Origin of the sequence: Curtobacterium sp. MCLR17_036 (assembly GCF_003234445.2) — a bacterium.
Taxonomy (GTDB): domain Bacteria; phylum Actinomycetota; class Actinomycetes; order Actinomycetales; family Microbacteriaceae; genus Curtobacterium.
On record NZ_CP126269.1, the window covers coordinates 2507999 to 2530356 of the forward strand.

At 72.5% G+C, this 22358-nt stretch carries 16 protein-coding genes, 1 tRNA gene and 1 other RNA gene; 3 read left to right on the forward strand and 15 right to left on the reverse strand.

Annotation, left to right across the window (positions count from 1 at the left end; translation table 11 throughout):
• Positions 1-66: 66 nt before the first annotated feature.
• From DEI99_RS11670 to ffs, 11 genes are all read right to left on the reverse strand, one after another.
• On the reverse strand, positions 67-693 hold the full coding sequence (locus tag DEI99_RS11670; RefSeq protein WP_111040725.1) for a thymidine kinase: 627 nt from the start codon (positions 691-693) through the stop codon (positions 67-69).
• Positions 693-1394, reverse strand: a complete 702-nt coding sequence (locus tag DEI99_RS11675; protein ID WP_071261287.1) for a response regulator transcription factor — start codon at positions 1392-1394, stop codon at positions 693-695. The genes DEI99_RS11670 and DEI99_RS11675 overlap by 1 nt, the downstream gene beginning before the upstream one ends.
• Positions 1381-2556, reverse strand: a complete 1176-nt coding sequence (locus DEI99_RS11680) for a hypothetical protein (RefSeq protein ID WP_111040724.1) — start codon at positions 2554-2556, stop codon at positions 1381-1383. The genes DEI99_RS11675 and DEI99_RS11680 overlap by 14 nt, the downstream gene beginning before the upstream one ends.
• Positions 2553-3815, reverse strand: a complete 1263-nt coding sequence (locus DEI99_RS11685) for a sensor histidine kinase (RefSeq protein ID WP_111040723.1) — start codon at positions 3813-3815, stop codon at positions 2553-2555. Before DEI99_RS11685 ends, DEI99_RS11680 begins: the two co-directional genes overlap by 4 nt.
• A gap of 116 nt (positions 3816-3931) precedes the next feature.
• Positions 3932-5038, reverse strand: coding sequence for an Rv2578c family radical SAM protein (locus DEI99_RS11690; RefSeq protein ID WP_111040722.1), 1107 nt, complete (start codon positions 5036-5038; stop codon positions 3932-3934).
• A 58-nt stretch (positions 5039-5096) separates the two neighbouring features.
• A complete protein-coding gene (locus DEI99_RS11695; RefSeq protein WP_111040721.1) occupies positions 5097-6584 on the reverse strand; it encodes a malate:quinone oxidoreductase in 1488 nt (495 codons plus the stop codon).
• A gap of 426 nt (positions 6585-7010) precedes the next feature.
• Positions 7011-8063: an aspartate-semialdehyde dehydrogenase gene (locus tag DEI99_RS11700; protein WP_111040720.1), complete on the reverse strand. Its 1053-nt coding sequence runs from the start codon at positions 8061-8063 to the stop codon at positions 7011-7013.
• 43 nt (positions 8064-8106) lie between these two features.
• Positions 8107-9372, reverse strand: coding sequence for an aspartate kinase (locus DEI99_RS11705; RefSeq protein ID WP_071261273.1), 1266 nt, complete (start codon positions 9370-9372; stop codon positions 8107-8109).
• Positions 9373-9488: 116 nt separating this feature from the next.
• Positions 9489-10088, reverse strand: a complete 600-nt coding sequence (gene recR, locus DEI99_RS11710) for a recombination mediator RecR (RefSeq protein ID WP_111040719.1) — start codon at positions 10086-10088, stop codon at positions 9489-9491.
• The gene (locus DEI99_RS11715; RefSeq protein WP_111040718.1) at positions 10088-12793 is read right to left on the reverse strand and encodes a DNA polymerase III subunit gamma and tau; all 2706 of its coding nucleotides are present in this window, start codon (positions 12791-12793) and stop codon (positions 10088-10090) included. The genes recR and DEI99_RS11715 overlap by 1 nt, the downstream gene beginning before the upstream one ends.
• A 207-nt stretch (positions 12794-13000) precedes the next feature.
• Positions 13001-13097: signal recognition particle sRNA small type (gene ffs, locus DEI99_RS11720), an RNA gene on the reverse strand.
• A gap of 37 nt (positions 13098-13134) precedes the next feature.
• On the opposite strand from ffs, the gene DEI99_RS11725 reads away from it, so the two are divergent.
• Positions 13135-13809 (forward strand): NAD(P)H-binding protein, encoded by a 675-nt coding sequence (locus DEI99_RS11725; protein ID WP_111040717.1) that lies wholly within the window; start codon positions 13135-13137, stop codon positions 13807-13809.
• A gap of 193 nt (positions 13810-14002) precedes the next feature.
• On the opposite strand, the gene DEI99_RS11730 is transcribed toward DEI99_RS11725, so the two are convergent.
• Together DEI99_RS11730 and pta are read right to left on the reverse strand one after the other, a co-directional pair.
• On the reverse strand, positions 14003-15199 hold the full coding sequence (locus DEI99_RS11730) for an acetate/propionate family kinase (RefSeq protein WP_111040716.1): 1197 nt from the start codon (positions 15197-15199) through the stop codon (positions 14003-14005).
• 50 nt (positions 15200-15249) lie between these two features.
• On the reverse strand, positions 15250-17358 hold the full coding sequence (gene pta, locus DEI99_RS11735; protein ID WP_111040715.1) for a phosphate acetyltransferase: 2109 nt from the start codon (positions 17356-17358) through the stop codon (positions 15250-15252).
• 122 nt (positions 17359-17480) lie between these two features.
• On the opposite strand from pta, the gene DEI99_RS11740 reads away from it, so the two are divergent.
• Together DEI99_RS11740 and DEI99_RS11745 are read left to right on the forward strand one after the other, a co-directional pair.
• Positions 17481-17568, forward strand: a tRNA-Ser gene (locus DEI99_RS11740).
• Positions 17569-17893: 325 nt separating this feature from the next.
• Positions 17894-18538 (forward strand): hypothetical protein, encoded by a 645-nt coding sequence (locus DEI99_RS11745; RefSeq protein ID WP_111040714.1) that lies wholly within the window; start codon positions 17894-17896, stop codon positions 18536-18538.
• 90 nt (positions 18539-18628) lie between these two features.
• On the opposite strand, the gene DEI99_RS11750 is transcribed toward DEI99_RS11745, so the two are convergent.
• Both DEI99_RS11750 and DEI99_RS11755 read right to left on the reverse strand, forming a co-directional pair.
• Entirely contained in the window at positions 18629-20860 is a 2232-nt protein-coding gene (locus DEI99_RS11750) for a helicase HerA-like domain-containing protein (RefSeq protein ID WP_284180803.1), read from the reverse strand.
• Between the two features lie 180 nt (positions 20861-21040).
• Positions 21041-22294 (reverse strand): multidrug effflux MFS transporter, encoded by a 1254-nt coding sequence (locus DEI99_RS11755; RefSeq protein ID WP_181434363.1) that lies wholly within the window; start codon positions 22292-22294, stop codon positions 21041-21043.
• Positions 22295-22358 lie beyond the last annotated feature (64 nt).

Sequence of the window (22358 nt, forward strand, 5' to 3'; positions counted from 1 at the left end):
ACCGATGACGGAACGTGACCGCTCGGCGGACCCGAGCGGGGTGTCGTGCCCGGCCGAGCCGAGCGGTCAGTTGCCGTCGAGGCGACCGCCGGACTCCGTCAGGTAGCAGTTGGCGCAGAGCGACTCGTAGGCGACGTCGACGCCGTCGATCGCGACCTGCGAGCCGTCGAAGACGAAACGGCCGTCGACGGTCCGCGCGTTGAAGACCGCCTTGCGGCCGCAGCGGCAGATGGTCTTGAGCTCCTCGAGGGAGTGCGCGACCTCGAGCAGGCGGGCGCTGCCGGGGAAGGCCTCGGTGCGGAAGTCGGTGCGGATGCCGTAGGTGATGACCGGGACCTCGTCGAGGACGGCGATCCGGAGCAGGTCGTCGACCTGGCGCGGGGTGAGGAACTGCGCTTCGTCGACGAGCACGCAGCTGACCGGCCGGACCATGCCGTCGAGCCGGTCGGACCCGGGGTCGGTGGCACCGGCCGACGTCACCGCGTCGCGCACGTCGGCGTCGGGGGCGAACACGAGGTCAACGGTACGGGTCACGCCGAGGCGCGAGACGATCTCACGGTCGCCCTTCGTGTCGACGGCGGGCTTCGCCAGGAGCACCCGGTGCCCGCGCTCCTCGTAGTTGTATGCGGCCTGCAGGAGCCCCGTGCTCTTGCCGCTGTTCATCGCGCCGTAGCGGAAGTAGAGCTTCGCCACTACGCGAGGAACCCGTCCTCGGCGGCGCGACGGATGAGGTCCGACTTCTTCGACGCGGGACGGCCGACCTTGCTGTACTTCTCGCGCACGCGGCGCAGGTAGGTCTTCGCGGTCTCGTACTGCACGTTCATCTGCGCGGCGACCTCGTTCGTGGAGTGTCCGGAGACGTACAGGCGCAGCGCTTCTTCCTCGCCGGCGCTGAGCTTCGGACGCTGGTGCGCCTGCGCGCCTGTCGGCAGCGGACGCCACTCGCGCGGCTGCGGGGTCTCGCGCGCGACGCCCATGATCTCGCGGGCGACGTCCATGACCTCGCGCATCGGCAGGGACTTCGACAGGAACGCCGCAGCGCCGGCGGCGAGGGCGCGGTCGCGGGACTCGCGGCTGTCGACGCTCGAGAGCACGATCACCTTCGCACCGGCGGCGCGGCAGGTGCGGACGCGGGCCTCGATCGAGACCGGCTCCTTCAGCTGGAAGTCGAGGAACACCAGGTCGGTCGGGAAGCTGTCGCTGTGGACCATCTCGAGCCAGGTGTGCGCGGTCAGGGCCAGGTCGAAGTCGAACGCGTTCACCGCGATCCAGCTGGACAGGCTGTCGAGCAGCACCTCGTGGTCGTCGAGGATGGCCAACCGCACGCGTCGTGCTCCCGGGTTCGGCAGGGACGGCAGACCTTCCGAGAGCCGGTTCGGGTCAGTGCTGGTCATAGGAGAACCTTAGTGCGAGGGCGGAGGGGCGGACCGCGACGTCGAGGTCGGGGAACGTCACGCGGAGGACGGCGAGGTAGGGGTCGAAGGTGCGGTGGATGCCGACGTCGGAGTCGTCCACCGCGAGGTCGAGCGTGAGGACGGCCCGGTCGCCCGAGGCGTCCGCCGTGGCTCCGGTCGCCTCGTCCGCCCGGCGGACGGTCGCGTGGAACCCCGCCGGGTCGACGGTCCTCGCCTGCAGTGCGGCGCGGACGAAGGTCCGGACGACGGAGCGCTGGTCGGCGTCGAGGCGGGCGATCAGCCCGTCCGGGTCGTCGACCGTCGGGGACTCGCCGCCGTCGGTGCGGACGGCGTGCTCGAACCAGGTGCGGTCGGCGTCCGCCACCATCGACCGGCGGATGCCGTCCGCGATGCGGCGGGCCCGCGCGCGGTCGGTGTCGGTGATCGTGTCGCGCGTCCGGAGCTCCGCGAAGAACGGCGCGACGTCACGCGCCAGGATCGTCGAGCGGTCCTGCTGCACGCTCGCGGCGATGCCGTCCCGCTCGGCGCGCTCCACCGAGTACGACCCGGCCCGGATCTGCACCCGCTCGGCGAGGCCGGCGAAGGTCCACGCGAACACCGCGGCGGCCGCCGTCAGCACGAGCGTCGGCGCCGCGGCCAGGTAGCCCGCCACCACGACGGGCACCTGGTTCGGGAACACCGCGGCCCCCGCGCCCCAGGTGACCGCGTTCACGGCGGCGAGCACGAGCCCGCCGACGGTCAGGTCGGTCCACGGGCGGTACGGCGCGACCATGACGATGCCGGTCGCGGTGATGAGGGACATGAAGTCGTTCAGGGCGCTCTCGTCCGGCCCCCACTGCGCGGCGACGCTCGCGACCGAGGCGGCCGCGAGCAGGCCGACGTGCGCGACGAACGCCGAACGCGGGAACGGCGCCCGGAACGGGCTCGACGCCGCGAACACCACACCGGCGGACGCCGCGACCAGGATGACGGTGAGCGCACTCAGGGTCGGGCTGCCGACGACGTCACGGTCGAAGAGCGACACGAGCAGCGCCCAGAGCACGCTCGCGGCCCCGATGACGATCGCCAGCGGCCGCGACCCCATCGCGCCGAGCGGGTCGTACTGCTGCGCCGTCCGCCGGGCGCCGGCCAGGGGCCTCACCCGCGCCGCCCGGAGTCGTCGTCGCCGGACACCGGCACCGCGATCGCGCCGGTGGCGGGCGCGTAGGGCACGGACATCATGACGCTCGTGCCCGAGCCGGGCGACGACCACACCTGGACGTCGCCGCCGACGCGACCGATGCGTTCGCGCACCGAGCCGCGCAGGCCCATCCGGTCGGTGCCGGTCTCCTGCTCGTCGAAGCCCCGGCCGTCGTCGACGACCATGACCGTGCACGAAGCGCTGTCGTCGAAGACGCTGACCTCGGCGGCGTCGGTGCCGGCGTGCTTCTGCACGTTCGCCAGGCACTGGCCGACGGCACGGACCACGGCGGTGAGGGCCCGCTCGTCGAGCCCGTCGAGCGCGGACGGGTCGCCGGAGACGGTCACGTCGAGGCCGCTCGCCCGGTGCTCGTCGAGCATCCGCTCGAAGGCGTCCGAGGCGGCACCCGGCCGCGGACCGGTCTGCGGCGCGAGCCACTCCTTGCCGGTGAGCACGGCGAGGTCGGCGTCGACCGTCGCGGCGAGCTGGCGGTCGATGGGGCCGTCCGGGGCCAGGGCGATCGCGCCGAGGTGGTTCAGCACGGTGTCGTGCAGGATCGCGGACGCCTCGGCCTCGACCCCCGCGCGGTACGCAGACACGTGTTCCTCACGCGCCGAGCGCAGGAGTTCCGGCTGCACCCGTTCGGACCGCCCGGTCGAGCGGCTGGTGACGAGCACGAGCGCGACGACGAAGACCACCGTGACCCAGGCCAGCACGAGGGGGCGGGCGGGACCGCCGGTCTGCAGGACCGCGACCGCCGAGGCCGCACGACCGACGACGAACCCCGCCACCGACCACAGCGCGACACGGCCCGGGACCGCTCCGGCCCCGCCGACGAGGATGAGCGGGATCACCGAGAGCGACAGCAGGTAGGACGTCACCCAGCCGGTCGGGACCTCGCGCGAGACGACGAGCGCGAACCACCAGGCGCACACCCCGCCGATCGCCAGGAAGGCGACCGCCGACCGCCACGTGCCGAACTGCACGTGCACGGCGACCATGCCGAGCATCGGGACGAGTGCGAGCACCGCCCCCGCGATCCGGATGTCCGGCTCGGCCACCCGGTAGAGCACGAGCGCCAGCGCCGCGGCGACGATCGACCCGATCGCCGCCGCGTGGAACGCACGCACGGTCGACCACGCGTTCACTCGCGGAGCGAGGTGCGTGGGGATGCCGAGCACGAGGGAGTCCTTCCGGGCGGCGTCGGGAACGCCGACCACGATCCAACCACCGGGACGGTGACCGTGTACCCCGAATCGGGATCGGTCCGGTGGTCAGGTCGATGATACCGGCACCTCGCGGGTCCCTGCTGTCCCCCGAAGGCGGACACGTGCGATCAGAACAGCGTCTGCGCCGCCACCGGCCGGAGAAGCCGGCGGTCGAAGCCCGGATCCGCGCGCTTCAGGGGCGACACCGTCGGGATCGACTGCTCCTGCGGCAGTTCCCGCGGATCCGAGAACCCCATCGACCCCGTCGCCGGATCGACCCGACCGAGACCGACGCCGTGCGCCGCGAGGATCGGACGGATGCGCTCGGACAGCCACCGCCGGTAGTCCTTCGGCGCGTACGTGTTCTCGAGGTACATCGCCCGGTACCGCTGCACCAGGTCGGGTCGCTCGCGGCCGAGCCACTCGAACCACCACGGCTTCACGCCCGGGCGCAGGTGCAGCGCCGAGTACGCGATGCTCGTCGCCCCGGCGGCCGCGGCCCGGCCGACCGCGTCGTCGAGGTGCGCCCTCGTGTCCGTGATGTACGGCAGCACGGGCATGAGGAAGACGGCGCAGTCGAGCCCGGCGTCGCGGACGGCCCGCACGGTCGCGAGCCGCGCCGAGGTCGTCGGGGTCCCGGACTCGACCGACTGCTGCAGGTCGTCGTCGTACACCGCGATCGACATCGCCAGGTCGACCGGCACGACCTTCGCCGCCTCGACCAGGAGCGGCAGGTCACGGCGGAGCAACGTGCCCTTCGTGAGGATGCTGAACGGCGTCCGCGACGCCGCCAGCGCCTCGATCACCCCGGGCATCAGGCGGTAGCGGCCCTCCGCGCGCTGGTAGGGGTCGGTGTTCGTGCCGAGGGCGACCGGGTGGCGGTCCCAGGTGGGCTTGGTGAGCTCCCGGTGCAGCACGTCGGCCACGTTCGTCTTCACGACGATCTGCTGGTCGAAGTCCGCTCCCCCGTCGAACTCGAGGTACGTGTGCGTCGGCCGGGCGAAGCAGTACACGCACGCGTGGCTGCACCCGCGGTACGGGTTGATGGTCCACCCGTACGTTCCCGACCGGTCGGCGCTCGGCACCCGGTTCAGCGCGCTCTTCGCCAGGACCTCGTGGAACGTGACCCCGGCGAACTCCGGTGTCGTCACGCTCCGGACGAACCCGCTGTTCGACTCCATGCCCGGGAGGGCGTCGTCCTGTGACGCGTTGATCGCCTGTCCACTCCACCGCATGCCGACATTCGAACACATGTTCGAACGACCCGCAAGCCGCGGCCGGACGTGGCGGCCGTCAGTGGTGCAGTCCGAGCACCTTCGCCGTGCGCTCGAGCGTGGCGTCCGCCAGGGCGGCATCGTCGCCGAGGTCCTGCCCGTAGGTGGGGACCATCGTGCGGACGTCGTCCTGCCAGCCGTCCCAGCGGTCCGGGAAGCACCGGCGCAGTAGGCCGAGCATGATCGGCACGGCCGTCGATGCCCCGGGTGACGCCCCGAGCAGCCCGGCGATCGAGCCGTCGGCCGAGGTGATGACCTCGGTCCCGAACTGCAGCACGCCGCCCTTGTCCTTGTCCGGCTTGATCACCTGGACGCGCTGGCCGGCGGTGATGCGGTGCCATTTCTCCGGCTGGGCGCTCGGCATGAAGTCGCGCAGGGCGTCGAACTTCGTCTTCCGCGACGCCAGCAGCTGCCCGATCAGGTACCGGACCAGGTCGAAGTTCGAGAACGCGACGCTGAGCATCGGCCGCAGGTTGTGCGGACGGACCGAGCGGACCAGGTCGAGCAGCGAGCCCTGCTTGAGGAACTTCGGGCTGAAGCCCGCGTACGGCCCGAACATGAGCGACGCCGTGCCGTCGACGATGCGGGTGTCGAGGTGCGGCACGGACATCGGCGGTGCGCCGACGCTGGCCTTGCCGTAGACCTTGGCCGCGTGCTTCTGCACGACCTCGGGGTCGTCGGTGCGCAGGAACTCACCGGACACCGGGAACCCGCCGTAGCCCCGGATCTCCGGGATGCCGGACTTCTGCAGCAGGTGCAGCGCACCGCCCCCGGCGCCGACGAAGACGAACTTGGCGGCGATGCGCTGGGTCGATCGGCCGATCTCGTTGCGGACGTCGACGACCCAGCCCTCGCTGACCGTCGAGCGGGAGAGCTTCGTGACCTGGTGCGACGGCTCGAACTCGACCCCGTCGACCTCGAGCTGGTCGAACAGCTGACGGGTCAGCGAGCCGAAGTCGACGTCGGACCCCGCGGCGGAGTAGGTCGCCGCGATCGGCTGGTCCTTCTTGCGCCCGGGGATGAGCGCGGGCGCCCACTTGCGGATCTGCGCCGGGTCGTCCGAGAACTCGATCCCCGCGAAGAGCGGGTGGCCCTGCATCGCCTCGTACCGCTTGCGCATGTACTCGACGTTGTCGGCGCCCCACACGAACGAGATGTGCGGCGTCGGGTTGATGAAGTCGGAGGGGTTCGGCAGCGCGCCGGTCTCGACCAGGTGCGCCCAGAACTGCCGCGAGACCTGGAACTGCTCGTTGACCGTGACCGCCTTGGCGATGTCGACGCGACCGTCCGGCAGCTCGGGCGTGTAGTTCAGCTCGCACAGGGCGGAGTGCCCGGTCCCGGCGTTGTTCCACGGGTTCGAGGACTCCTGCGCCACGCTGCCGAGCCGCTCGTACACCCGGATCTTCCACGACGGCTCGAGCCGGTGGATGATCGCGCCGAGCGTGGCGCTCATGATGCCTCCGCCGATGAGGACGACGTCGATGGGGTCCACCTGCTTCACTGCCACGCCTCGATCCTACCGGCGCGCGCCGACAGGCCGATCAGCGCGACAGGCCGATCAGCTCGGCTCGGCTCGCCGGGACGCCCTGGGCGCTCGGGAGGCCCGGCGCGCGTCCGGCGGACCGGTGACCCGCCGCCGGGCCGCCAGGACCACTGCCGGTGCCGGGGGGGGGGCAGGGACGGTCGCCTCGCCCTCGCACTCGGGTTCGCGTTCGCCCTCGCGCTCTCGCTCGCCCTCGCCCTCGCCCTCGCCCTCGCGCTTACCCGCACCCGCGCGCTTACCCACTCCCGCGAGCGCGCGCGACGCGCCATGCGGCCGCGCCTGTGCCCGCGCCGGCGCACGGGCCACGCGGAGGCGCCAGCCCCGACCGGCCCCCGTGCGGCGGAAGGCCCGCCCCGCTGACGCGGGACGGGCCTCCAGGCCGGGCTGCTGCTACGCGGCGACCGAGCGACGCGCGACGATCGTCTCGGCGATCTGCACCGCGTTGAGCGCTGCGCCCTTCCGCAGGTTGTCGTTGCTCACGAAGAGCACGAGGCCCCGCCCCTCGGGCGCCGACTGGTCGGTGCGGATGCGGCCGACGAACGTGGGGTCCTTGCCGGCCGCCTGCAGCGGGGTCGGGACGTCCGACAGCTCGACGCCCGGTGCGCTCGCCAGGATCTCGGTCGCGCGCTCTGGCGACAGGGGCTGCGCGAACTCGGCGTGCACCGAGATGGAGTGCCCGGTGAAGACCGGCACGCGCACGCAGGTGCCCGCGACGAGCAGGTCCGGCAGCTCGAGGATCTTCCGGCTCTCGTTGCGGAGCTTCTTCTCCTCGTCGGTCTCGCCGAGGCCGTCCTCGACGATGCTGCCGGCGAGCGGCACGACGTCGAAGGCGATCGGGCGGACGTACTTGACCGGCTCCGGGAACGTCACGGCCGTACCGTCGTGGGTGAGCGCGGCGGTGTCCTGCTCGAGCGCGGCCTTCGCCTGGCCGAGCAGTTCGTCGACGCCGGCGAGCCCGGAGCCGGACACGGCCTGGTAGGTCGTGGCGACGAGTCGGCGGAGCCCAGCCTCGGTGTCGAGGACCTTCAGCACCGGCATGATCGCCATCGTCGTGCAGTTCGGGTTCGCGATGATGCCCTTCGGCGCCTGGTCGATGGCGTGCGGGTTCACCTCGCTCACGACGAGCGGGACCTCGGGGTCCATCCGCCAGGCGCTCGAGTTGTCGACGACGAGCGCTCCCGCGGCGGCGAACCTCGGCGCGAGGGCACGCGAGGCGGTGGCCCCTGCGGAGAACAGCGCGATGTCGATGCCCGAGGGGTCGGCAGTCTCGGAGTCCTCGACGACGATCTGCTCGCCGCGGAACGGCAGCGTCGTGCCGGCGGACCGGGCGCTCGCGAAGAAGCGGACCCGGTCGGCCGGGAACGCGCGCTCCTCGAGCAGGCGGCGCATCACGGCGCCGACCTGGCCGGTGGCGCCGACGACGGCGACGGTGAGGGTGCTCATGCGGTGCTCCTGGTGGTTCGGCAGTTCTGCGGTGCGGTGGGCGTCAGCGGCCGGTGCCGGCGTAGACGACGGCCTCGGCGTCGGCGTCCAGGCCGAACGCGCTGTGCACGACGCGCATCGCCTCGTTCAGGGTGTCGGCGCGGGTCACGACGGAGATGCGGATCTCCGACGTGGAGATCATCTCGATGTTGATCGAGGCGTCGTGCAGGGCGCGGAAGAGCTGCGCCGAGACGCCGGCGTTCGTCCGCATGCCGGCCCCGACCAGGGCGAGCTTGCCGATCTGGTCGTCGTACTGGATGCTCTCGTAGCCGATGTCGGCCTTCGCGACCTCGAGCGCCGTGAGCACGGTCTGCCCCTGGTCCTTCGGCAGGGTGAACGAGATGTCCGTCCGCCCGGTCGACGCGGCCGACACGTTCTGGACGATCATGTCGATGTTCGCCCCGGCGCGCGCGACGTTCGTGAAGATCTCGGCGGCCTTGCCGGGCTGGTCCGGCACGCCGACGACGGTGATCTTGCCCTCGGAGAGGTCTCCGGCGATCCCGGTGATGATCGGTTCTTCCACGGTTTCCCCCTCGACAGGGTTGTAGACGATGGTGCCCTCGTTGTTGTTGAACGAGGACCGGACGTGCAGGGTGACGCCGTGCCGTCGGGCGTACTCGACGGCGCGGATGTAGAGGACCTTCGCGCCGGAGGCGGCGAGCTCGAGCATCTCCTCGCTCGTGACGCGGTCGACCTTGCGGGCCTTCGGCACGACGCGGGGGTCGGCGGTGAAGATGCCGTCGACGTCGGTGTAGATCTCGCAGACGTCGGCGTCGAGCGCAGCAGCGAGGGCGACGGCGGTGGTGTCGGACCCGCCGCGGCCGAGCGTGGTGATCTCGCCCGTGGTGCGGTTGAAGCCCTGGAATCCGGCGACGATCGCGACGTGGCCGGAGTCGAGCGCCTCGCGCACGCGCTTCGGGGTGACGTCGACGATGCGGGCCTTGCCGTGCTGGGCGTCGGTGAGCATGCCGGCCTGGCTGCCGGTGTACGACGACGCCTCGACCCCGAGGCTCTTGATCGCCATCGCGAGCAGCGCCATCGAGATGCGCTCCCCCGCCGTGAGCAGCATGTCGAGCTCGCGTCCGGCCGGGATCGGCGTCACCGAGTGCGCCAGGTCGACGAGCTCGTCCGTGGTGTCGCCCATCGCGGACACCGCGACGACGACGTCGTTGCCGGCCTTCTTCGTCTCGACGATCCGCTTCGCCACGCGCTTGATGCTCTCGGCGTCCGCGACGGAGGATCCACCGAACTTCTGCACGATCAAGGCCACTGGCTGGTACTCCCGGGGACGACGACACCGCGAGGTCTCGCGGTGTCCCAATGCTAGAGGGTGATCCGGGGATGTTGCGTGCGGGACGCCCCTGACGCAACGATCCTGCGCGGCGGTCAGCCGCCGACCACGCGCCGTCCCTCGAACGCACGGCCGAGCGTGACCTCGTCGGCGTACTCCAGATCGCCGCCGACGGGCAGCCCCGAGGCCAGACGTGTCGTCCGGATCCCCATCGGCACGAGCAGGCGACTGAGGTACGTCGCCGTCGCCTCGCCCTCGAGGTTCGGGTCGGTGGCGATGATGACCTCGTCGACGGTACCGTCGGCGAGACGCGTCATGAGCTGTTGGATGCGCAGGTCGTCGGGGCCGATGCCGTCGATCGGACTGATCGCGCCGCCGAGCACGTGGTACAGCCCGCGGAACTCGCGGGTGCGCTCGATCGCCGCGACGTCCTTGGCCTCCTCGACCACGCAGATCACCGCGGGCGAGCGCCGGGGGTCACGGCAGATGCTGCACTGCACGTTCTCGGTGACGTTGCCGCAGATCTCGCAGAAGCGGACCCGCTGCTTGACGTCCGCCAGCAGCTCGGACAGCCGCGACGGGTCGAAGGACTCGGTCTGCAGGATGTGGAACGCGATGCGCTGCGCCGACTTCGGACCGATGCCGGGCAGGCGGCCGAACTCGTCGATGAGGTCCTGGACGATGCCGTCGTACATCAGACACCGTCCTGGTGGAGAGCGGTCTCCTCGATGAACTGGGCGTTGAGGATCTCACGCACGACCGCCTCGCCGTAGCGACCGGCGACCGGGGCGCGACGCGCGGGCGGCGCGGTCCGCGGTGTGGCTGCCGCGGCGGGCTGCGCCGGAGCTGCCTGCGCCGGGGCTGCCTGCGCCGGAGAGGCTCGACCCGGCGCCTGCCGCGGGGGCGGGGACGAGCCGGCGGCGGGGTCCGGGAAGGGGGCACCGTCGTCGTACGGTTCGTCGTCGAGCGGGTAGTCGTCGACCGGGACGCCGGGTGCGGCCGCCGGTGCGGTGCCCGTGGGCTGCCCGCCACCGGGCTGCGGCGCGGCGGCGGCGGTCGGCTGGCCCTGCGGTTCGACGACCTCGGCCGGGGCGACGGGTGCCGAGGCGGGCACGGTTCCGAAGGGTGCCGCCCAGCTCGGCTCGACCGACTCCGGCACGGCGTCGACGGTGGGGTCGGCCGCCGGGATCGTCGCGACGGCCCAGTCCGTGACCGGTGCCCCTGATGGCTGGGGAGCAGGAGCAGATGCAGGCGCGGACGCAGGAGTGGGTGCGGGAGCCTCCGGGTCCGGCGTCGGGGCCGTCCGACCCGGGGCGGACGAAGCGGCGGGCGCAGCGGCAGCAGGAGCCGGAGCCGCGGGTGCAGTGGCCTGGGGCGCGGCGGATGTCCCGGCCGGCGGCGCCGCGGGTGTCGGCGTGGTCTGCGGGGCAGGGGCCGGCGTGCTCGGCGTGGTCTGCGGGGCGGGGGCCGGCGCCGACTGCTGCTGCTGCTGCTGCTGACGAGGTTGCCCGGCACCGCCCGGACCACGCGCGACGAACTTCACGCGGAGCCCGATGACGTCCATGATCGCGGACCGCAGGAGCTCGCTGACGCTGTCCTCCGGGTCGGACATCTCCTTGAAGGAGACCACGTCCTGCTGGCTCGGGAAGGTCAAGGTGAGCACGTCCTCGCGCAGCGCGGTGACCTGTGCCGTCACCACGACGGACCACGCCGACCGCTTCGCACGCTGGACGTGCTCGACGATCTGCGGCCACGCGTCGCGCATCTGCTGGAACCCGACCGCACCCACGGGGCGGACGGCCGGCTCGTCGCCGATGGTGGTGCCCTGACCGGTCGACGAGGGACTGACCGGGCTGGCGGGGGTCGCTGACGTCGACCCGGTCTGCGCGGCTGGTGCCTCGGTCGGCGCCTGGGCCGGGATCGACGCCGTGCGCGCGCCGGTGGACTGCGACGGGCCGTCCGACGCAGCGGGTGCTTCGGGAGTGCTCGGCGCGACCGCGGCCCACGACGCGGCGGCGTCCCGGGCGACCGCGCCGGCGTCGGCCTGCGGCGCGGCGGGAGCACCGGACGCAGCAGCCGGAGCAGCGGTCGGAGCAGGAGCAGCAGGAGCAGCGGTGCGCGTCGGCGCAGGAGCCGCGGCGGCCGGCTGCTCGCGTCGCGGCGCGGCCGGTGCGTCCGGCTGGGCGACGACGGGGGCCGCCGCGACGCTCGAGGTCGCCTGGTGACCACCGGCGTCGCCGACCCCCACCCGTCGTTCGAGCCGCTCCACGCGGGCCAGCGCACCGCGCTGGGTGTCGTCGGCCTCGGGCACGAGCATGCGTGCCGTCATGAGCTCGAGGTGCAGGCGCGGCGAGGTCGCACCCGTCATCTCGGTGAGCGCCCGGTTCGCGATGTCCGCCCCGCGGGACAGACCCGTCGCGCCGAAGACGCCGGCCTGGCGGGTCATGGTGTCGAGCTCTTCCGGTGAGACCCCGCGCAGCACAGCCGCCGCGCTCTCGTTCGTCGCGGCGACGACGATGAGGTCGCGCAGCCGCTCGAGCAGGTCCTCGACGAAGCGCCGGGGGTCCTGCCCTGTCTGCACCACGCGGTCGATCGCGGCGAAGGCGGAAGCGGGGTCGGCCACGGCGAGCGCGTCGACGACGTCGTCGAGCAGGGCCGCGTCGGTGTACCCGAGCAGCGCGACGGCCCGCTCGTAGGCGATCGCGCCGTCCTCGCTGCCGGCCATCAGCTGGTCGAGCAGGGACAGGGTGTCGCGGACCGAACCGCCACCGGCGCGGACGACGAGCGGCAGCACGCCGGGGGCGACGCCCACCGACTCCTGCGTGCAGAGCTGCTCGACGTACTCGAGCATCGCCGCGGGCGGCACGAGCCGGAACGGGTAGTGGTGTGTGCGGGACCGGATCGTGCCGATGACCTTCTCGGGCTCGGTCGTCGCGAAGATGAACTTGACGTGCTCCGGCGGCTCCTCGACCAGCTTGAGCAGCGCGTTGAACCCCTGCGGGGTGACCATGTGCGCTTCGTCGAGGATGAAGATCTTGTAGCGGTCACGTGCCGGCGCGAAGACGGCGCGGTCGCGGAGGTCACGGGCGTCGTCGACACCGTTGTGGCTGGCGGCGTCGATCTCGATGACGTCGAGCGAGCCGCTGCCGTCGCGGGCGAGTTCGACGCAGCTCGGGCAGACACCGCAGGGGGTGTCGGTCGGACCCTCGGCACAGTTCAGGCAGCGCGCCAGGATGCGGGCCGAGGTCGTCTTCCCGCAGCCGCGCGGGCCGCTGAACAGGTAGGCGTGGTTCACACGGTTGGTCCGGAGCGCGGTGCGCAGCGGGTCGGTGACCTGCGACTGCCCGATGAGCTCGGCGAAGTTCTCGGGCCGGTAACGGCGATACAGGGCGGTGACCACGCAGCAAGGGTAGCCGGGACGGCCGACACCCGCGTGCCCGTCCACAGGCGCGAGCGCGAGTCCGACCGGCGACGCGGAAACTCCGCACCGACGCACACACGAGACGAGCGCGGCTCCGGTCTCCCCTACCGCCGGAGGCGCGAAGACTCCTCACGCACCCCCGCACGAGTTGAGCGCAGCCCAGGTCACCGGTTGCTCCCCCGGGAACGAGAAGACTCCTCACGCACCCGCCAGAGCCCGGTTACCCTTGCTGCGTTTCCGCCCTGGGGGAGTTGGCCTGGATGGCGTCACGTGAGGAGCCGCAGAGCAGTCTACCGGATGGCAGGAGCAGGATCGGACACATGAAGATCGCCATCGCCGGAGGACACGGCCAGATCGCCCTGCTCCTCGCCCACCAGCTCACCGACGCCGGCCACGACGTCCTGTCCATCGTCCGGAACCCCGCGCACGTCTCCGACGTCGAGCAGCAGGGTGCCCGGGCGATCGTGGCGGACCTGGAGCAGCTCGGCGACGACGAGCTCGCGCTGCGGCTGCGCGGTGTCGACGCCGTGGTGTTCGCGGCCGGTGCCGGCCCGGGCAGCGGCGCCGAGCGCAAGCTGTCCGTCGACCGCGACGCCGCGATCCTGCTCGCTGATGCCGCTGAGCGGATGGGCATCGAGCGGTACGTCATGGTGTCGGCGATGGCGGCGGACACGTACGACCCGGAGCTCGCGGTCGTGCCGGCGAAGGACGACGACGCGGTGTTCCAGGTCTACCTGCGGGCCAAGGCCGAGGCGGACGCGAACCTGCGGGCGCGCAGCATGCGATGGACGATCGTCCGGCCGGGCGCACTCGTGGACACCCCGCCGCAGGGCACCGTGGACGTCGGTCGAACGGTCCCTCGCGGGTCGATCACGCGGGCGGACGTCGCGACCGTCGTGCTGCACGCGCTGCTCGACGACACCGCGGTCGGCGTGCAGTTCGAGGTCACGAACGGCAGTACCCCGATCCCCGCGGCACTCGACGCCCTGCGCTGACCCTCCGGCCGCGCCCCGCTGTGGTCATCGCGCCCCGCTGAGTCGGGGCGCGACGACCGTACCGGGGCGCGAAGCGCCCGCACGGCCGAGCGACGCCACGGCCGAGCGACGCCACGGCGAAGCGACGGCACGGCGGAGCAACGGCACGGCGCGGCACCGCGAAGCGGCGCCCGCCGGGGCGGCCGCGCCGGTGTCAGAGCGCGACCGCAGCCGACTGCCGGGCGATCTCGAGCTCCTCGTTCGTCGGGATGACGAGCACCGCGACACGTGAGGTGTCCGTGGAGACGACCCGGGCCTCCCGTGAGTGCAGCTCGTTCCGGTCGTCGTCGATCTCGATGCCCAGGTGCTCGAGTCCGGCGAGCACGCGGCGGCGCAGCAGCGCGTTGTTCTCGCCGACGCCCGCGGTGAAGACGACCGCGTCGAGTCCGCCGAGCTGCGCCGTGTAGGCGCCCACGTACCGGCGGATGCGGTGCCGGTACACGGCGAGCGCCGACTCGGCGACCTCGTCACCGTTCAGCGCCGCCTCCTGCACGTCGCGCATGTCGCCGTTGCCGGTCAGGCCGAGCAGGCCGGACTCCTTGTTGAGCATCGTGTCGAGCTCGTCGAAGGACAGCCCGGCCTCGCGGTGCAGGTGGATGAGCACGGCGGGGTCGAGGTCGCCGGAGCGGGTGCCCATGACGAGCCCCTCGAGCGGGGTGAGCCCCATCGAGGTCTCGATCGACCGCCCGCCGTCGATCGCCGCTGCCGACGCGCCGTTGCCGAGGTGCAGCACGATGGTCTTCAGCTCGGACAGCGGGCGGTCGAGGAACACGGCTGCCTGCTCGGAGACGTACTTGTGGCTCGTGCCGTGCATGCCGTAGCGGCGCACCCGGTGCTTCGCGGCGAGGTCCGCCGGGATCGCGTACGTGTACGCCTCCGGAGGCATCGTCTGGTGGAACGCGGTGTCGAACACGGCGACCTGCGCGACGTCCGGGAACACCTGCTTCGCGGCCCGGATCCCCTCGAGGTTCGCGGGGTTGTGCAGCGGCGCGAGGCTGCTCAGCTGTTCGATCTGCTGCTCGACCTCGTCCGTGACGACCGTGGCGCGGTCGAAGTCGGTGCCGCCGTGCACGACCCGGTGGCCGACGACGGCGGGCGGGTGCTCGTCGAACGACGGGCCGACCGTGCCGAACGCGTCGATCATCGCCTGGAACCCGGCGGCGTGGTCGGGCACGGACGCCGAGTCGTTCGACGACGACTCCCCCGTCAGCGCGTTGGTGTGCTTCCAGGCGCCGGACGACTCGCCGATGCGCTCGACGAGTCCGGAGGCGAGCGTGCGCTCGCCCTCGAGCTCGATGAGCTGGTACTTGAACGAGCTCGATCCGGAGTTGACGACGAGGGCTGCGGTCACGGGGGGTCACTTTCTCTGTCGGACGGGAGGCACGGCGTGCGTCGCGCGGGTCAGGCCGCGTCGGTCGCGGTGCCGGCCTGGATCGCGGTGATCGCGACGGTGTTCACGATGTCGCCGACGAGCGCGCCGCGGGACAGGTCGTTGATCGGCTTGCGCAGGCCCTGCAGGACCGGGCCGATCGCGACCGCGCCGGCCGAACGCTGCACGGCCTTGTAGGTGTTGTTGCCGGTGTTCAGGTCGGGGAAGACGAAGACCGTCGCCCGGCCCGCGACCGGGGAGTCCGGCATCTTCGTCGACGCGACCGTGGGGTCGGCGGCGGCGTCGTACTGGATCGGACCCTCGACGAGCAGGTCGGGGCGGCGCTCCCGCACGAACGCGGTGCCGGCACGGACCTTGTCGACGTCGGCGCCGGAGCCGCTGTCGCCCGTCGAGTAGCTGAGCATCGCCACGCGGGGGTCGATGCCGAACTGGGTCGCGGTCTCGGCGGACGAGATCGCGATGTCGGCAAGCTGCTCGCTCGTCGGGTCGGGGATGACGGCGCAGTCGCCGTAGACGAGCACCCGGTCGGCGAGCGCCATGAGGAAGACGCTCGACACGATCGACGTGTCCGGGCGGGTCTTGATGATCTCGAACGACGGGCGGATGGTGTGCGCGGTGGTGTGCTTCGCGCCGGAGACCATGCCGTCGGCCAGGCCGAGCTGCACCATCATCGTGCCGAAGTACGACACGTCGGTCACGGTGTCGCGGGCGAGCTCGATCGACATCCCCTTGTGGGCGCGGAGCCGGGTGTACTCCTCGGCGAAGCGCTCCCGCAGCTCGGGGTCGAACGGGGACACCAGGTGCGCGGCCTCGAGGTCGAGGCCGAGCTCGGTGGCCCGGGTGCGGATCGCGGCGGGCTCGCCGAGGATCGTCAGCTCGCAGACCTGGCGCTGCAGCAGGGTCGACGCCGCGCGCAGGATCCGGTCGTCCTCGCCCTCCGGCAGGACGATGTGCTTGCCGTACCCGCGGGCCCGGTCGAGCAGGCCGTGCTCGAACATGAGCGGGGTGACGACGCCGGACGGCGCGAGCTGCAGGCGGTCGCGGAGCACCTCGGCGTCGACGTGCTGCTCGAACAGCGCCAGCGCGAGGTCGGCCTTGCGGGGCGAGTCCGCCGCCAGGCGGCCGCGCGTCTGCGTGATGCGCAGGGCGGTGTCGTAGGTGCCGAGGTCGTTCTGTGCGATCGGCAGCGAGCTCGACAGCCCCTCGAGCAGTCGGGACACCTGCGGCGCGATCTCGAACCCGCCGTTCAGGATGACCCCGGCCAGGCTCGGGAACGTCTCGGACTGGTTCGCGAGCAGGGTCGCGATGAGTACGTCGCTGCGGTCGCCGGGGACCACGACGATGCCGCCCTCGATGAGGCGGGGCAGCACGTTCTCCATGCTCATGCCGGCGACGACGGTGCCGAGGGCCTCGCGGTCGAGCAGTGCCTCGTCGCCGCGGACCAAGGTCGCACCGGTCGTCTCGAGCAGCGCGCGGACGGTCGGCGCGACCAGCACGCGGTCCTCCGGGATCGCCCACACGACGACGTCCGGGTGGTCGTCGTGCACGGCACGCTCGACGCTCGCCACGACGGCGGGCAGGGCGTCGGGGTCGGCCCGGTTGACGACGACGCCGAGCAGCTGCGCGTGCGCCGCGCGGAGCTCGCTCGTGGTGACGTCGGCGACCTGCGCCATGTCCTCCGGCGTGCGTGCGCCGCGCTCGGCGGCGTCGCGGCCTCCGAGCACGAGCAGGACGGGTGCGCCGAGGTTCGCGGCGACCTTCGCGTTGAACGACAGCTCGGTGGGACTGCCGACGTCGGTGTAGTCCGACCCGAGGACGACGACGGCGTCGCACTGCCGCTCGACCTGCGCGAAGCGGCTGACGATCGTGCCGAGCGCCGCCTCGGGGTCCGCGTGCACGTCGTCGTAGGTGACGCCGACCGCGTCGTCGTACGAGATCCCGACCGCGGTGTGCTGCAGGAGCAGTTCGAGCACGTAGTCCGGCTCGTCGACCGACCGGGCGACGGGGCGGAAGACACCGACCCGACCGACGGATCGCGCGAGGGTCTCGAGGACACCGAGGGCGACGGTGCTCTTGCCCGTGTGTCCTTCTGCTGACGTGATGTAGATGCGGGTCGACACGTCCCTCAGGGTAGTCGTCGGACACGTCACGACGACTGGGAGGAGCGCTCCCGCGACACGCGGTCGTGAGCACCCTCGAAGAACCTGTAGCATTGGGTGTCGCCGTCGCGAGACGGTGCCCAGGAGAATTCGCCTAGTGGCCTATGGCGCACGCTTGGAAAGCGTGTTGGGTGCAAGCCCTCGGGGGTTCGAATCCCCCATTCTCCGCCAGAGCAAGCAGGAACGACTGCGAGCTGGAACGCCTGCAAGCACGGTCGAAGGGCCCGCGTCACGAGACGCGGGCCCTTCGTCGTCCGGCCCGGCAGCACTGGTCCCCCACCTGGCCGACGACGCTGTGCCCTGTCGGAGGAGTCTTCCTCGGAAAACGGATCGAAGGGGTGGAACGGGCTGTCCCCGGCGACCCTCGGTCACCTATGCTGACCCGAGCGGACGGCTCCGGGACGAGTCGACCGCGGTGCACCGAGCGGCAGGGGCGTCGCTCGGAGGGCGGCTTCGTCGGCGTGCCCGCCGCACCCGAGGGGACGAGGAGATGCGCATGGGGGACACGACCGTGCCCGTGACACCGAGCCTGCGGGCCGACGTGTACGACGTGGTCCTGCGCCCGCGCCGGTCGCTCGTCCGGTCCACCGCCCTGAGCATCGTCTTCTCCGCCGTCCCCCTTGCCGTCGCCCTGCTCTGGGTCTCGTTCCCGTTCCGCGGGTGGACCGTGGCCGCCGCCGCCGTCCTGGCGGTCGTCGTGGTCGTCGCCGTGGCCTTCGTCCGGCTCAGCACGGCCTACATCGGCATCGACCCCGAGGGGCTGACGATCCGCGGTGTGGTCACCCCGCACCGCCGGGTCCCCCGCGACCGCGTGCACAGCCTCGTGCTCGCCACGACGTTCGGCGCCTCCGTCGACCGGACGACCCGGGAACTCGTGGCGTTCGACGCGTCGGGGACGCACCTGTTCCGCATCCGCGCCGACGTGTGGGGCGACCGCGGCCTCGAGCAGGTGGTCGACGCCCTCGGCGTCCAGGTCCTCGACGAACCCCGACCCGTCCCCGCCAGGGCGTTCGCCAAGCGCTTCCCGTCGAGCCGTGCCTGGTACGAGCAGCGCGGGGCGCACGTCGTCGTCGGCGGACTCGCGGCCGTGGTCGTCGCCGCCCTGCTCTTCATCGAGACGAACGGGCTGCTCGGTGCCTGACCCCGGCGCCTGACTCCGGCGCCTCGCACCGGCGCCTGACTCCCGTGCCCGGCGCCTGATCCCGGCCCGGGCGCGCCGGTCCGGCCGCGCTCAGCGGCGACGGCGCAGGGTCGAGAAGATCCCCTGCACGACCTCCTTCGCGATGGTGCGTCCGAGGGACGAGCCGAGCAGCTCGGACAGCGGGTCGTCGGCCTTCCGGCTCGTCGTCGTGCGTGTGCTCCGCCCGGACCGGCTCGACCGCCGTGACGCAGCCGCGCGCTCGGCGCGTTCGAACTCGCGCTGGGCCCGCTCGTACTCCTGCTGGGCAGCGGCTCGCTCCTTCGCCTCCCGCTTCTCCTGCGCGGCGGCCTCCTTCGCGGCGGTGGCGGCGCTGCGTGCGGCGGCCTCCTCGGCTGCGGCTGCAGCGGCCGCGGCGTCCTTCGCCGCCTCCGCCGCAGCGGCCTCGGCCGCCGCGGCCTCCATCCGGCGTGCCAGGACCTCGCGGGCGGAGTCGGGGTCGACGGGGGTGCCGTAGGTGGCGAGCAGCCGCGACGACGCGACACGGGCCTCCAGGTCCGCCGCCGGCAGCGGGTCCATCGATCCCTGCGGAGCGCGCAGGCGCGTCCACGCGACCGGCGTCGGCGCCCCCTGCTCGTTCATCACGGTGACGATCGCCTCGCCCGTCGCGAGCGAGGTGAGCACCTCGCCCAGGTCGTAGTCGCTCGACGGGTAGGTGGACACCGTCGCGCGCAGGGCCTTCGCGTCGTCCGGGGTGTGCGCGCGGAGCTGGTGCTGGATCCGCGACCCGAGCTGCGCGAGGACGTCGCTCGGCACGTCCTTCGGCGTCTGCGTCACGAAGACGACCCCGACGCCCTTCGACCGGATGAGCCGCACGGTTCGAACGATCTGCTCGGTGAAGTCGCGCGAGGCGCCATCGAACAGCAGGTGGGCCTCGTCGAAGAAGAACACGAGCTCGGGCTTGTCCTGGTCGCCGACCTCGGGCAGCTCGTTGAACAGGTCGGCCAGCAGCCACATCAGGAACGTCGAGAAGACCTCGGGCTGGTCCTGCACGCCGGGCACCTCGAGCAGGCTGATGATGCCGCGGCCGTCGGGAGCGGTGCGCAGGAACTCCCGGGTGTCGATCTCGGGCGCACCGAAGAAGCGGTCGGCGCCCTTGTCGGCGAAGGTGACGAGTTCGCGCAGGATCACGCCGGCGGTCTGCTTCGACAACCCGCCGAGCTCGGCGAGTTCTGCCTTGCCCTGGTCGCTCACCAGGAACGTCAGCACGCTCCGCAGGTCCGCCAGGTCGACCAACGGCAGGCCGGCCTGCTCGGCGTGGTGGAAGACCAGTCCGAGCGACGACTCCTGCGTGTCGTTCAGTCGGAGCACCTTCGCCATGAGCAGCGGTCCGAACCCGGACACGGTGGCCCGGATCGGCACGCCCGTGCCCCGCCCGCCGAGCGAGTAGAACTCCGTCGCGCTGGCCGCACCGGACCACTGCTGTCCGATGCCGGCGGTCCGGGCGAGCAGCTTGTCGTTCGGCTCCCCCGCCGCCGCCAGTCCGGACAGGTCGCCCTTGACGTCGGCGGCGAACACGGGCACGCCGTTCGCGGCGATCTGCTCGGCGAGCAGCTGCAACGTGCGGGTCTTGCCGGTGCCGGTGGCCCCGGCGACGAGGCCGTGCCGGTTCAGCATGCCGAGCGGGATGCGGACCTGGACGTCGGGGTCCGCCTCGCCGTTCACCAGGGCACCGAGTTCGAGTGCGCTGCCCGCGACGGTGTACCCGGCGCGGACCGCGGCGACCGCCTCCGGTCCCAGCGGGCCCGCTCCTGCCGGGCCGGGAGGCACGGGGCCGGCCGGCGGGGCGGGCGCCGGTTCCGGGGCGGTCACGGCCACCGCCGGGGCGGCTTCCGGTGGCAGGGTCGCGGCCGGGGCGGCGTCCGGTGCCGGGCTCGCGGCTGGGGCGGCGTCCGGCGCCGGGGCATCGTCGGGTGACGGGGCCTTGTCGGGTGACGGGGCCTTGTCGGGTGGCGGGCTCGCGGCGGACGCGGGCTCCGCGTCGGGGGTGAGACGGGCCTCCTGGCCGGTGGGGACAGGGGCGCCGGCGGCAGCGGGCTCCGCGTCGGAGGCGAGACGGGCCTCCTGGCCGGTGGGGTCCGAGGCGGCGGCGGGCTCCGCGTCGGACGCCATGCCCTGCTGCGCCGTGGCCGACGCCTGCGCGGCGAGCGCGGCGGCCAGCTCCTCGGCGCGTTGGGCGGCCTGTTCGGCGAGCCGACGTGCCTCGTCCGCCGCCTGCCTGGCGGCCTCGGCCGCTGCCCGTGCCTGCTCCACCGCGTCGCTCATGCCGCCAGCATATGGACGCGACTCCGGACACGGTACGGTCCAGCCGCGACCCCGATCCGGTGCGACGAGATCGTCGTCGTGCGACGTCGGTCTCGTCGTTCAGGGTCGTCAGGCCGACCGGCGCGTCAGGCAGACCGCCCCGTCAGGTCGACCGCCCCGCCGCGCCGGCCTGCCCGCTCGTCAGTGGGTGAGCGCCGGCACCGTCTTCGGTCGGACGACGACCCAGAGCACCACGATCGCCATGGCCGCGGTCGAGCCCATCACCATCGCCATCGGCGTCGCGGTCGTGATGCCGAGCCAGCCGACGACCGGCGAGATGAGCCCGGCGACGCCGAAGTTCAGCGCGCCGAGGAGCGACGCGGCGGTCCCGGCTTCCTTGCCGTGGGCGGCGAGGCCGATGACCTGCACGAGCGGGAACGAGAAACCGCAGGCGGCGATGAAGAACCACAGCGGCACGAGCACGCCGACGAGCCCGGCGCCGAGCTGGTCGAGGACGATGATCGCGACCGAGGCGAGCAGCAGCGTCGCCGTCGAGCACGCCAGGATCCACTGCGGACCGACGCGCTGCGCCAGGCGCGCGGAGATCTGCACGCCGAGCACGACACCGACCGAGTTGACGGCGAACAGCAGGCCGTACTGCTGCGCATCGAGTCCGTAGACGCCCTGGAACAGGAACGGCGACGAGCTGAGGTACGAGAACAGGCCACTGAAGACCATGGCGCCGATGAGCGCGACGCCGACGAAGATGCGGTCCGAGAACAGGGCCTTGTACCGCTGCCCGATGGTCGAGTGCCCGGCCTCGTGACGGCGGGCCGGCGGCAGGGTCTCGACGATGAGCAGGATCGACGCGATGACGACGGCGAGGCCGTAGCAGGCGAGGAACACGAAGATGCCGCGCCAGCTGGTGAACCGGAGCATCTGCGAGCCGATGAGCGGCGCGAGGATCGGGGCGAGGCCGTTCACCATCGCCAGGCGCGACAGCATCCGGACGAGCGGCTTGCCGCCGAACAGGTCGCGGACGGTCGCCATCGCGACGACACCGCCGGCCGCGGCACCCATGCCCTGCAGCACGCGGAAGACCGCGAGCAGCTCGATGTCCGGCGCGGTCGCGGCACCGATCGAGGCGCCGATGTGCACCGTCGTCGCCACGATGAGCGGCAGGCGGCGACCGACCTTGTCGCTCCAGGGTCCGACGAGGAGCTGGCCGACCGCGAACCCGAGCGTCGTCGCCGTCAGGGTCAGCTGCACGGCACCGTCGGTGACGCCGAACTGCTCCTTGAGGGCCGGGAACGCCGGCAGGTACAGGTCGATGGTGAACGGCCCGAGCGCGGTCAGTGCGCCCAGGACGAAGACGTAGACGAGTCGCTGCCCGCGGGAGAGCGAGTCTCCGGGGTGCAGGACCCGGATCGAACCGGTGGTGGCGGGCGCGGTCACGAGCAGCAGTCCTTCGACCTCGGGGCGGGGAGGGTGATCGCGGCTCGATCGAATCGATTCGTCC